This window comes from Pseudomonas sp. AC193 (assembly GCF_979258075.1).
In genome coordinates this window covers 4496655-4508967 of sequence record NZ_OZ409832.1, presented here as the reverse complement: position 1 = coordinate 4508967, position 12313 = coordinate 4496655, and the positions used below count along the sequence as shown (strand labels likewise).

Here is a 12313-nt window from a genome sequence, read left to right as displayed (position 1 = left end):
ATGGGATCAGTTTCCGCTGGCCATTACCGCCACACCGACGGATTTCCAGTGTTCTTCAGGGCTGTCGTTCTGCAGTCTGGTCGCGTCAAGCAAGGCCGCCGCGCCCAGGCCGGTTTTTGCGCAGGTGTCGTGACAGCGCACAAGCCAGTCGATGTCCTCCATGGTGCTGGCCCGTGAGCGGGGTAATCTGGCGGTCAACAGACTGACTTGCGCCGGCGTCCAGTTCAGCAGTCGAGCCAGATGAAGGTTGCTGGCGTCCGCGGATGAGCCGGGCTCGTTGGCCAGCTCCAGATAATTCAGCAGGCTTTCTTCATCATGCTGATGGGTCGTCATGCAATGGACTATCCGGTCGAGCAGGTAGAGGGTCTCGAGTGTCAGCGCCAATGCCGAATTCGAGCGTTGCAGCCAATCGGGATGTTTCTGGAAAACCTGTAATGCCCTGTTGCTCATTTGCAGCTGAACGGCCGCCCGGGCATGGCGCAGAACGGGTTCGAGGGTCGATGCGAGATCGTTCAAGCGTTCCGAGGACAATGCGGCAAGCAGGATTCGGTGGATCGAGGACTTCGCCCAGGTCACTACGCCCTTTGCACACGTCATGGGAAGCCAGCAGGTTTCCTGAAGAAACGTCTCGATCAGATGTTGCTGTCGATCATGGGCTGGCAGGAGCAGGTCTTTGAGTTTTTGTCGGGCGTTTTTCTTTTGTCTCTGGCTTTGCGCGTCGTCGTCGACGTGAATCAACAGCGCGGGTAATTTCTCGAGGGCCGCGTCCATCCTTTCAGAGGCGTCGTCCGTTGCCAGCGGCGCGAAATTTTTCACCAGACCCTTTTCATCGAGCAAGTCGATAGCCAACTCTGCGCGCAAATTCGCACTGTCGGGCAATGACAAGGCTGCCAACTCGGGCGTCGTCACCACGGCTTTTCGGGTCGCAGCCTGCAGACTGGTGAAGTGTTGCAGCAACTTACCCAGCATTTGCTCGCTGCTGCCTGCCGGCGTAAGGAGCTGCTGAAGTCCCGGGATGTCCAAGACGGATTGCTTGATCCAGCGGCTGGTCCAGTCCATTTGCATCAGGACATCAAGCATGTCGAGATCCCGTGGCGGGCTCTCGGCGCTGGTCAGTGTGACCTTTACGTAGGTTTCAAACTCCGCCCGGTTGGCGCCCTGTGCAGTCAGCGTTACGAAAGGGCTTTGCAACTGCAGCAGCTCATCGAGAGTGCCACCGTAGGTGGTCACAGTCCCCGATAAGGGCGTGACGGTATTCGCCGGGACCCATGAGGTATCTTGAAATACAGTTCATGCATCTCCCCGGATAAATTAGGGGGATAGCGGACAGTGATCACGTTGTTGATCGAGTCGGAAAAAAAAGCCGTTCCTATCTCGATGCTGGAGCCTGGAAGCAAGTGCCAGTGCTTCATGTCCGCCGACAACGGGGCGCCGATGCACAGGTTTATCTTGAGCCCTTCAAGATCGGAGCAATCGACCTTGATTTCATGGTCTTTGGTCTGACCTGACACCAGATACGCGGCAATCCTTTCTCCGCCTAACAGATTCGCCAGCGTCGCACTTTCACTGACGGTGAAGCCGAACAGCTGCGCAATGCGAGCCTGTCGGTAAATGGAAGACAACGTGTGCGCGTCGCACTTCAGCGAGCCCAGTTGTTTCTCGGTATTTTTCACAATGTGCAACAGCGCGTTTTCCGACAGGGGAATACCCAGGCTGGCGCTCAAATGCTGCAAAACCGAATGCGAGAGTGGATCTGTCGGGTTTGACGAAAACGCTCGGCCATCAAGTATCAGCGGCTCATCGAACAAGCGCGCCTGATTGAAGATCCGGTCAAAGAGTGCCGGCTCATCACTGGTCGCGGACGTTGATACAAGGTGCAGTAATGCGGCGAATTCCTCAGCCGTGAGTGAATAGTTGCGCTGAAAATATCGATACACACCGAGTGCCCGAATCACATAGCGATCAATTTGCAGGCTGGGTTCCGGTGCGCGCGGCGAGCCCATGGCACTGCAGAGGAGGACATCCAGATCGGCAAAGGGCATCTCCAGCCAGCGTTGCAGGCGAATCATTCGATGCAGGCGCTCTAAACGTTGCGCGGTTGCATGTGTGACGCGCGCAGGTTTCGTGTTTCGGTCGATCGTCATCGCCGGGTAGCGGGCGCTAGTCGCACCGTTGACGTAACGGGCTGTACCGGCACCGAATGAGCTTGCCCCCAGACGATTCTGAGGGGAGTTGTGCAGGGCGTATCGGCCTTGCGCGAGTAATGCCTCCAACTGGTCGGCATTGAGCCCGGTTCGCTCGAGGAAGGTGCTGATGTGACTGAGATCGTCGGTCGTTGCCGGGCCGTAAACAGGTTTCCAGTATTGCGACTGTTGCTCGGCTGTAAACGAATCACTTGCGACGCTCGACAGTGTTCTGGCATCAGGCCAGTCAGTCAGAAGTGCCTGACGCTTGGGTCCCAATCCTGACATCAGGGCCTGTGCCACACGCGGTGAAGATTGCGGCACGCTGCCATAAAGATGGCTTTCATGCTGGCTTAAGGGGAGATGCTGGCTGATGCGATAGTTTAATTCGCCCAGCGCAGTGTTTTTTTCGTTCAGCCCCAGCAGGCATTGGTGATGAAAGAATTCGTAGGGAAGGACGAAAGGGAACTGCCGTTGAGCCAGAAGTTTATAGGTCGATTGAGCTTTGTCGGGGGCCGATAACAACCCTGCGCGAATATTGTTATCCAGCGTCTCGTTGACGATCCTGAGCATCGGTTGAGCAGTGAAGGTGCTTTGATGACTGATCGACAGTAGCGACAGATCCGGGCGTCGTGCAGCCAAAAGAATTCGATCGTTTTTCTCTTCGCTGTTAACTGAGGGACTTGACTCCAGTTGCAGGGCAAACAGGTACAGCGCGCGGAGATAGGCGACCTGCGAATCGATGGCGGCAATCGAATCGACCTTGCAGGCATCGTCCCAGTTTTCCATGAACAGATGGGTATAAGTGGGGGCTTGTTCCTCGGCTTTGCGAATGCTCGACGGATGCCAGTGGTGTTGTGCTTTTCCATCTGAAGTGCGCTGTTCCCGGTAGAGATGCGTGAGCTGCGCCGCGAGGCATCTGACATTGTCGAAAAGCGTTTTTGTATCGATTGAGGACGACAGTTGACTCAGTGATTGTCTGGCTTCAACGCCGGCGCTGACTCTGGCGGCGAATTCGGCCTCGGTCAGTCGGGTGATGTCGAAGATCGAGCCAAACTTCAGATCCTTGTCGAAAAGCTCTTTGAACTCGCTCTCCTGATCTTTCGGACTGTGCGTCTGGATCAACGTCTTGAGCAGTGTTCGATCGGTCATCCCGGTTGTCTCCTTCTCTGTGGAGAATCGACACTACGCGGGACGCTTCGACAGCGCTGTCAGCCATTGCGGCCGTTGGACAGAGGATATTCGCCGCTGCACATCGGAAAGGGATCACGAGGATGTAGGAATTTGAAGGGAGGAGGCGGGACATGCTTCGGGCGCTGTAGATGTCGTTGCACGGCTCCAGCGCCGGAGACGTGCAACGGACAGTTTAGCGGTCGAATCAGACCCGGAAGTGGCTGACCATCTGCTGCAGCTGCCCACCCAACCGCGCCAGCTCAACACTCGACGCCGCCGTTTCATCACTCGCCGCCGCGGTTTGTTCCGAGACGTCGCGCACGTTGATGATGCTGCGGCTGATCTCTTCCGCCACTGCGCTCTGCTGTTCAGCCGCCGCAGCGATCTGCTGGTTCATCGACTGAATATTCGACACCGTGCGGGTGATGCTTTCCAGTGACAGGCCGGCCTTGCGCGTCAGCGCGACGCTGCTGTCGGTCAGTGCGCGGCTGTTGTTCATCACTGCCGAAACCTGCTGGGTGCCGTTCTGCAGACCGGCGACCAGGCCTTCGATTTCTTCGGTGGATTTCTGTGTGCGCTGGGCCAGGCCACGTACTTCGTCGGCAACCACGGCAAACCCGCGACCGGCTTCACCGGCGCGCGCGGCTTCAATCGCAGCGTTGAGGGCGAGCAGGTTGGTCTGTTCGGCGACGGCTTTGATCACGTCCATGACGCTGCCGATCTTGTCGCTTTCCTGTTGCAGCACGCTCATGGCTTCGGTGGAGCGCACCACTTCGCTGGCCAGACGTTCGATCTGCGCGATGGCTTCGTTGACCACTTTGTCGCCTTCGCGGGCTTCGCCGTCAGCGGCGGCAGCGGCTTGCGAGGCTTCCTCGGCGTTGCGCGCAACTTCCTGCACGGTGGCAGTCATTTCGTGCATTGCGGTGGCGACCTGATCGGTCTCGACTTTCTGGCTGTTCACCCCGGCGCTGGTCTGTTCGGTCACGGCCGACAGCTCTTCGGCGGCGCTGGCGATCTGGGTGACGCCGTCGCGGATGCCGCTGATCAAGTCGCGCAGGGTCACGCCCATGCGCGCGATGCCTTGTTGCAGCACACCGAGTTCGTCGCGACGGGTGACGATGACGTTGTGGGTCAGGTCGCCGCTGGCGATGCGGTCGACCACGGCCATGGTTTCGCGCAGCGGACGGGTGATCTGACGGGTGATCAGCACGGCGGCAATCACGCCAACCAGCAACGCCAGCAGGGTGCTGATCAATTGCAGGGTGCGAGCCTGAGCGCTTTCGGCGTCACGACGATCGAGTTGGATCTGATACAGCTGCTCGCTCTGGGTGACGATGGTCGCGCCCTGATCGGTCATTTCCTTGCGCGCCTGCACGGCTTCGCTGTTGGCGTTTTTAAACGCCTGTAATGCGCTGCGGTAATTGACCAGCGCGGTTTCCAGCTGACGCAGGGCATCTGCCTGAGTGTCAGCGAAATGCACGTTCAATTGTTTGAGGCTGGCGATCGCCACGTCGAGTTGGGCGACGGCTTTCTGCTCGGTGTCGGCGTTGGTGGCGGCCATGTAGCTGCGCACTTCGTAGCGGGTGAGGATGAACGCTTCCTTGGCCGTAGTGATGGCCTGGAACTGTTCGAAACGTTGCTCGCTCATGTCCATTTGCTGCACATGTTTGCTGATCGATTCGATCTGACGATACGCGGCCTCGGCATTCACGCTCATGGCGTCGCGCGCACTGTTGGCGGTGCGGTAGGCGTTGCGCATTTTGTTCAGCGAGGTCTGGTATTCAGCGATGGTCGCCGCCTGCGCCTTGAGCAACTTGACGTTTTCCGGGCTCTTGAAGCTGCTGATCAACTTCTGCTGTTGCGCGGCGAAGGCTTCAAGGGTGGTCTGCACGTTTTGCGCGGCGGTTTCATCGCCGTTGGTCAGCATGTATTGCAGGCGCACCACGCGCAGTTTGGTCAGGCCGGAGTTGAGCTGGGTGATGTCGCTCATCCAGTTGCTGCGGTCGATCAGGCCGCCGAGGCCTGGTCCAACCGGTCAGGGCCAGGACGCAGGTCAGGGCCAGCACCAGGCCGAAGCCCAGGCCCAATTTCATGTTCACGCTGATGTTGCCGAACCAGCTATTCATCAAAAATCCTCCAGAAACGTTGGGTTTCTTGGTCGTCGGTTAGGCTGGAAGATTGTTGTTTTTTTGAGCCAGCAAGGGTGTTAGCAGGTCTGTATCGGCCGCAATGCCGAGAGCTGAAAGGATTTTGTCCTACGGAATTTGTAACAAAGGATCCCAAGACTTTTTTCACATGGGTTTCACTGGCTGCCCACGCCCGCCTCTGTACCTTCGCCGCATCGAATGACAAGTGATGCATGCCGGTGAGGCGGCTTTTTGTGGAATTGAGACTGAATCTGTTCGGCGTCAAACGCACGATCGATCTGAGCGGTTTGGCGCGTTTTCGCAACACGTGGGTGGTGTTGGCCGCCTCCGTACTGGTGATTCCGCTGACCTTGTGGTTGCTGGCACCCGCTGCCGTGCCGGATCTGGCCCACGGCAATGTCGCCGGCGCGCAGGCGTTGGCGCAGGGCTGGGCGCAAGGCGACATGATCGTGCTGGTGCGCCACGTCGAACGCTGCGATCACTCCAAGGCACCGTGCCTTAGCGGCAATGACGGCATCACTCAACGTTCGCGCAGTGTCGCGGATGCGGTGGGTTCGCAGTTTGAACAACTGGGCCTGAGTAACGCCGACCTCTACAACAGCCCGATCGAGCGCACCGTGCAGACCGCCGGTTACATGTTCACCAAGACCTCCACCGCCGCCGACTGGTTGATCAGTTGCAAGGGGCGGATGTTGCAGGACGCGCTGGCGCACAAAGTGCCGGGGCGCAATCTGATCCTGGTGACCCACAGCGAATGCATGGCGCAACTGGAGAAAGACCTGAACGTACCGGCCTCCGATCCCGGCTACGGCTCTTCGCTGTTTGTCTCCGCTGCCAATCCGGCGGCCCCACAGATGCTCGGCTTCATTGAAGCCTCCGACTGGCGCACGGTGACCACCCGATGAAACCGCGTTTCTACGCTTACAACTTTGGCATCCCGCTGCTCTGTGCAGCGGTGGTGTTTCTGCTGTTCGACATGACCAAAATCGACATCGCCTTCAGCAACCTGTTGTTCGACCCGCTGACCCAGACTTTCCCACTCGACAAAATCCATCTCTTCGAAAAAATCACGCACAAATGGGCGCGGATCATTCCGAACTGGACAGGCGAGATTGCCTTGATCGGTGCGATGCTCTCGGTGATCTGGCCATTGGTCAATCCGCAGAAGCGGCCACGACTGGGTGCCTTTCTGCAGCGCAGCCGAGTCGCGCCGGTGCTGCGATTTACCGCTGATCATCGTAGGGATTTTTTCTTCGTCGTGGTGGCGTTCGCCGTTTGCACCGGGGTGATCCACTTCCTCAAGGCGCACACCAGCGTTTACTGCCCGATCGAGACCACGCTGTACGGCGGCAAAATGGCTCATGTCGAGTGGTACGAGAATTTTCAGTTGTTCCATGAAGCGGGCGAGGGCCGTTGCTGGCCGGGCGGGCACGCGTCGGGTGGGTTCACCATGCTGGCGCTGTACTTTGTTGCGCGACGCTACCAGTGGCGGTTTTCCAAGGCGATTTTGTGGGGCTCGTTGTTGCTCGGTTTTGTCTACGGCACGACGCGCGTCCTGCAAGGTTGGCACTACATGTCCCACACGTTTTGGGCAGGGATCTTTGTCTGGCTGGCGTGTTTGCTGACAGCGTTGGCGTTTTATGGACGGGCGCGGCTGGAGATGCCGGTGTTGGAGAAGCATGAGCGGACAGTGTCAGTCGCAACGTCGGCAACAGTTGGAATGCCCATCCAGTGAATAACCTGTGGCGAGGGGATTTATCCCCGATGGGGCGCGAAGCGGCCCCTCTCTTGATTCAAAAGAAAGGGCTGCTGCGCAGCCCATCGGGGATAAATCCCCTCACCACAGGGCTTTGTGTTTAGCCCGATCTAGTAGGTGACAAAGTAATAAGCCTGCCGCCCAACCTTCATGGTCTTCAGCACTTTCAGCGGCGCAACAGGCTCAGTATCCCCTGAGATCACCGCCACGTTCGTCGCTGCCGCCCCCAGAAACGCCCGCAACTGCGCCTCCGTATCGAGCCCCTTCAACACACTCTGCGTATAAAACACGCTCGCGCCGCCCACCCGCTCATTCGCCTGAAACAACGCCACCTGATGACCACTGGTCTGTAACGATTGAATGTGTTCCGTCAGCGGCAGGAACGACAGGTGTTTATCCGCATTCGGCAGCGCCCACTGCGCCGCCCCGAGATAACCGGCGATCACCACCGCCAACACGCCGAATCCCAATGCCTGACGCCGACGAGCGATCCAGCCTACAAATCGATTCGCCGATTCGTACGCTTTCAACCGCTCGAACAACACAAATGCGTATTCAGCCGCGATCACCGCGGCCGCCGGCGTCATCGACATCAAGTACACCGTGCGCTTGCTCGACGCCAACGTCAGCATCACAAACTGCGCCACGATCCACAGGCTGAAAAACAGCAAATACCGATTAGCCTTCAACTCTTTACGGAAGTGCCACAGCCCCAGATACACCAGAATATTCCACGGCAAAAACGCTTGCGGCAGCTTGGCGAGGTAGTAATAAAAAGGCTCGTAATGCCCGGCCTCAACGAACGACCCGCTGAAACGTCCGACACTGTTGGTCAGCAAAACCTCTCTCACCGCTTGCGCCCCGCCATGCTGATAAAGCACCACCAGCCAGATCAGCAGCGGAATCAAACCGACGACGGTGAGCAACCCCGGCCGCAACCAATCAGCGATCTTCAAACGCCTGTCGATCAGATTGTCCGCCAGCAGATAAGCAAAAATCACCACGCCGGGCATCGCCAAGCCGAGCACGCCTTTACTCAGCGTCGCGATGGCGATGCCGACGACAAACAGCAGCGAATTGCCCAGCGTCGGCACTCGCTGCGCCTGAAAAAACGCCAACAACGCCGCCGTCACGCCGAGCGCCAGCAGCGCGTCTTCGCCAACGCCACGTACGTTGCTCCAGTAACTGGCCATGGTTGCCAGCAGAATCCCCGCCGTCCACGCGACCCTTTTCGGCCGCTCAAAGCGACGCAACATGCCGTACAGCAACATCACGCTGAGCAGCCCGGCCACCGCCGACGCCAGCCGCACCGCCCACGGCGAAACGCCGAACACGCGCATGGCGCCGGCGTCGAGCCACAAACTCAGTGGGGGTTTTTCCAGAAACGCTTCGCCGAACAGACGCGGCGTCACCCAGTCATTGTCCAGGTGCATTTCCATGGCGATGCCGGCGACGCGGGCCTCGGTGGAGCCTTGCAACTGATGGTTGCCCAGTGCAAAGAAAAACAGCAGGGCGGCAAGCAGAAACAGCGAAGTGACGGCACGCGACATGGCGTTCAGGCTACCGAAAGGGGCGGGAACCCCGAGCATACGTCGGCAATGCTGAACAATTCGTGAAGCTTAAGCGAGTGGTCGCGACCAACGTTTGTCCGGCGTTTCAAAAAGCGGGTTTACCAGCGCCGTCAGCACATGATCCTGCCAGCGCCCGGCAATGTTCAGATACGCCTTGGCGTAGCCCTCACGCTCGAAACCCAAGCGCTCCAGCAACCGCGCACTGCGCTCGTTGCCGGGAATGTAGTTGGCCATGATCCGGTGCAGATTCTGGCCCTCGAACATGTACGCGATGCCAGCCTCCAGCGCTTCCTGCATCAAACCCTGGCCCTGATGGGCTTCATCGATGTGATAACCCAGATAACACGCCTGAAACGCCCCGCGAATAACCCCGCTGAAATTGCACGCGCCGATCATCTGCTGGCCGTCCGGCGACAACAGCGCGAAATGCATCGCCAGCCCGGCCTCGAACGCACTGGACTGAATCTCGAGACGTCGACGGATTTGCGCGGTGGAGAAATATTCAGTGGTACGGATCGGCGACCACGGCGCGAGATGGCGCAGGTTGCGGCGATAAAACTCACTTTCGAGTTCCGCCTGATCCGGGGCAAGAATCGCCAGCGTCAGGCGTTGGCAGGGCAGGGTCAACAGCGGCATCGGACGTTCCGGTCGGCGGGGTTGTCAGACAGCATTGCCCGACACCGCAGAAAATACAAACCGGTTGATGTTCTGTAGGCGCTGCTGAAGGCTGCGATCTTTTGATCCTGCGTTTCAAGATCAAAAGATCGCAGCCTTCGGCAGCTCCTACAGGGGAAACTTGGAATGATGAGGAATTTCAGGCAAAAAAAAGCCCGCAGGAGCGCGGGCGAACCGTAGTTTCTTGAATGAGCGAGCGAACTTTACAGGTTCGGTCGGGCAGGGGCAGTGAAGAAAAATTCATCTCGTTGGCGGCCGCTCTAGCCCGGTTCAAGGCAGGTAATCAGCGGTAAAGTCGGCTTCCGAACGTGCGCGCAATCGACCTTTGCGACAGGCCAATTGAAAGCGTTCGAAGTCGCGTTCATTTTGCGCGGTGTAGCTTTGCGCATACTTCAACAACGCATCGGCCAGCGCATCGCTTTTGCCGATGTAGCCGCTGATTTGCGCGGCTTGTCCGGACGCTTTCGCATGCGCGCGGGCCAGGGCACGACCGCAAACCCGTCCATAAGCGGCGAAGGTTTCAGCGTCGAAGGTTTCCAGTTCGGCGGAGATTTTCATGTCACGCAGTTGCCGCACATAGAAATGCCGACCGTTGGGCCCCGTCGTCCAGCCGAGAAACAGATCGCTGGCCGCCTGCATCAAACGCTGACACTCGACCACGCGCTGACCTTCGTGGCGCACCCGCGATTTGCCTTTGACGTAATCGGCAAGCACCGAGCGCCGCGCCTCCTTGAACTGCAGAAAAAGCGGAAATTCCTGATCGTCGGTCATCAGCGCCACCAGACAACGCGTGCCGACACTGCCGACGCCGACCACTTTGAACGCCATGTCTTGCACATGAAACCGCGACAACAATTCGCGACGATCGGGTTGCAACGTGCCGCGATAATCGCGCATGAACATCTCGTAAAGCGGACGCCAGTCCGACAGTCGCAGCCAGTCATCCTCGGCATCCAGCAACGTGGAGTTGTTGTGCAGATGGAAAATTTCCGGCAAGTCATCGCGAATAATCAGACGCCCGTGTTTATCGCGCTCGCTGATCTTCGGCAGCAGGCCTGCGTGAGTGCGCTGCTCAGCTTTTTCGATAGCCCGTTGCACGTGTTCAAGCGTGGTTTTGCGCGCCTGCGCGAGCAAGTCGGTGTAACTGATCGACTCGTACCAGTTCTCCAGCGAACTCTGTTCGGCGCACTCCAGCAGGGTCGCTTGATACGCGCCGATCATGTCGCGACACACCGACTCTTCGACCGAATCGCCGTGGCGCAAGTCGCGCGCGGCAATCACCAGACTGGCGGCCAGACGTTTCAAATCCCACTCCCACGGCCCGGGATGCGCCTCGTCAAAATCATTAACGCTGAAGAGCAGATTGCGCTCCGGCGTGGCGAAACCACCGAAATTCATCAAATGACAATCACCGCAGATCGGCGAAATCAAACCCATGGTCGCCGTGCTCGACAAGTCATGCGCCTGCAACAACGCATTGCCGCGAAAAAACGTAAACGGCGACACCAGCATGCGCCCGTAACGCAACTCCACCAACGACTCGACACGCCCCTGACTCGACGCCTTGATCAGCGGAATCGGATCACGACTCATCTTGCCCGTCGAAGCCTGAGAGCCGCGCGAGCACTGCTTGCGTGCGTCCTTGCCGGTTTGCATGCGGTCTTTTAAGGAAGTCATGATCACTCGGGTGTCGACGTTGAATGGCAGGTGCGCTGTGAGTGTAGAAGCGCTTTCGCACTTCACCCGCAAGGTTTGCACCGCGCGCGATCTGCGATAACGTCCAACCGACCTCACGTTCCAAAAACGGGGAGCCTTGTGCTTTCACTGTTGATTTCGCTACTGCTGGCCTTCCTCATTGGCCTGGTGTCCCAGCGCATGGGCATGTGCCTGGTCAACGCGGTCGGGCAACTGCTGCGACGCCGACCGACACTGTTTGTGTCGCTGGTTTCCTGTGGCTTGTTTGGATTGTTGCTGGGGCCGTTGTATGGATTGTCCGGATTCAGTCAGCCGCTGTTTATTCCTGAAGTGGGCTATCGGTCACTGGTGCTTGGCGGCTTGTTGTTCGGTGTCGCCTCGGTGCTCAACGACGGATGCAGCGTCGGCACCCTGACCAAACTCGCCAGCGGTCATCTGGCGAAAATATTTACGGTGATCGGCTGGGTGCTGGGCATCGTGCTTTGGCACCACCTCAACATGCTCACTGAACACAAGATTCAGCACATGGCGGAGATATCCAGCCATCAGTATTGGCTGACTATCGGCATCGTCTTACTGGTTTTGGTGTTTTTGTCACAGATGCATGGCGATCGGCGTGTGGTGGTTTCGAGCCTGCTGCTCGGCGCTCTGACCAGCGCGCTCTACACGTTCGAACCGCAGTGGACGCCGAGCGTGTTCATTTATGACTTGTCGCGGATGTTCTGGGCGATGGATGAGGGCGCGTTGACGGTTCAGCGAGTGGCGGTGTTTGGCATGTTGCTGCTGGGGATGCTGGTGTACACGTTGAAGCGACGGACGTTTTGTTATCAGCGGTTGCAGTGGTTGCCGGTTGTTCGGCATTTACTGGCCGGGATGCTGATGGGGATTGGCGCGTCGATGATGCTGGGCGGGAATGACTCGCAGATCTTGTTGGTGTTTCCGACGATGACATGGGTGGGGGCGGTGCCGTTGGCGGCGATTGTGTTGGGGGTGTTGGTGGGGGTTGGGGGGCGCGGTTTTTTTCGGAGATTTCCGAAGAGAAATGCTGAGGATTGAGCGAACCCCTGTGCGCCAGAAAGCCCGGTCATCTGCCGGGCTTCATGCCAATAATTC

The 12313-nt window shown here is 58.3% G+C and carries 9 protein-coding genes and 1 pseudogene; 3 read left to right on the top strand and 7 right to left on the bottom strand.

Going from position 1 to position 12313, the window contains the following annotated elements; all coding sequences use genetic code 11:
- Positions 1–6 precede the first annotated feature (6 nt).
- From ACZZ0D_RS20410 to ACZZ0D_RS20395, 4 genes and pseudogenes are all read right to left on the bottom strand, one after another.
- Positions 7–1230, bottom strand: coding sequence for a hypothetical protein (locus ACZZ0D_RS20410; RefSeq protein WP_463554124.1), 1224 nt, complete (start codon positions 1228–1230; stop codon positions 7–9).
- The gene (locus ACZZ0D_RS20405) at positions 1227–3335 is read right to left on the bottom strand and encodes a Tc toxin subunit A (protein WP_463554123.1); all 2109 of its coding nucleotides are present in this window, start codon (positions 3333–3335) and stop codon (positions 1227–1229) included. The genes ACZZ0D_RS20410 and ACZZ0D_RS20405 overlap by 4 nt, the downstream gene beginning before the upstream one ends.
- A 226-nt stretch (positions 3336–3561) precedes the next feature.
- Positions 3562–4266, bottom strand: coding sequence for a methyl-accepting chemotaxis protein (locus ACZZ0D_RS20400; RefSeq protein WP_463554825.1), 705 nt, complete (start codon positions 4264–4266; stop codon positions 3562–3564).
- A 201-nt stretch (positions 4267–4467) separates the two neighbouring features.
- A pseudogene (locus tag ACZZ0D_RS20395) lies at positions 4468–5346 on the bottom strand (methyl-accepting chemotaxis protein); the annotation flags it as partial.
- A gap of 390 nt (positions 5347–5736) precedes the next feature.
- Here ACZZ0D_RS20395 and pmrG point away from each other — a divergent pair.
- Both pmrG and ACZZ0D_RS20385 read left to right on the top strand, forming a co-directional pair.
- The gene (gene pmrG, locus ACZZ0D_RS20390) at positions 5737–6408 is read left to right on the top strand and encodes a lipopolysaccharide core heptose(II)-phosphate phosphatase PmrG (RefSeq protein ID WP_463554122.1); all 672 of its coding nucleotides are present in this window, start codon (positions 5737–5739) and stop codon (positions 6406–6408) included.
- Positions 6405–7238, top strand: a complete 834-nt coding sequence (locus ACZZ0D_RS20385) for a phosphatase PAP2 family protein (RefSeq protein WP_463554121.1) — start codon at positions 6405–6407, stop codon at positions 7236–7238. The genes pmrG and ACZZ0D_RS20385 overlap by 4 nt, the downstream gene beginning before the upstream one ends.
- A 131-nt stretch (positions 7239–7369) precedes the next feature.
- On the opposite strand, the gene ACZZ0D_RS20380 is transcribed toward ACZZ0D_RS20385, so the two are convergent.
- From ACZZ0D_RS20380 to ACZZ0D_RS20370, 3 genes are all read right to left on the bottom strand, one after another.
- Positions 7370–8809: an ArnT family glycosyltransferase gene (locus ACZZ0D_RS20380; protein ID WP_463554120.1), complete on the bottom strand. Its 1440-nt coding sequence runs from the start codon at positions 8807–8809 to the stop codon at positions 7370–7372.
- 69 nt (positions 8810–8878) lie between these two features.
- Positions 8879–9466 carry a ribosomal protein S5-alanine N-acetyltransferase gene (gene rimJ, locus ACZZ0D_RS20375; protein ID WP_463554119.1) on the bottom strand — a complete coding sequence of 196 codons (588 nt, stop codon included), beginning with the start codon at positions 9464–9466 and terminating at the stop codon, positions 8879–8881.
- Between the two features lie 309 nt (positions 9467–9775).
- On the bottom strand, positions 9776–11182 hold the full coding sequence (locus tag ACZZ0D_RS20370; RefSeq protein ID WP_463554118.1) for a DUF2252 domain-containing protein: 1407 nt from the start codon (positions 11180–11182) through the stop codon (positions 9776–9778).
- Between the two features lie 138 nt (positions 11183–11320).
- Between ACZZ0D_RS20370 and ACZZ0D_RS20365 the strand changes: the two genes are divergently transcribed.
- Positions 11321–12256, top strand: coding sequence for a YeeE/YedE thiosulfate transporter family protein (locus ACZZ0D_RS20365; RefSeq protein WP_463554117.1), 936 nt, complete (start codon positions 11321–11323; stop codon positions 12254–12256).
- Positions 12257–12313 lie beyond the last annotated feature (57 nt).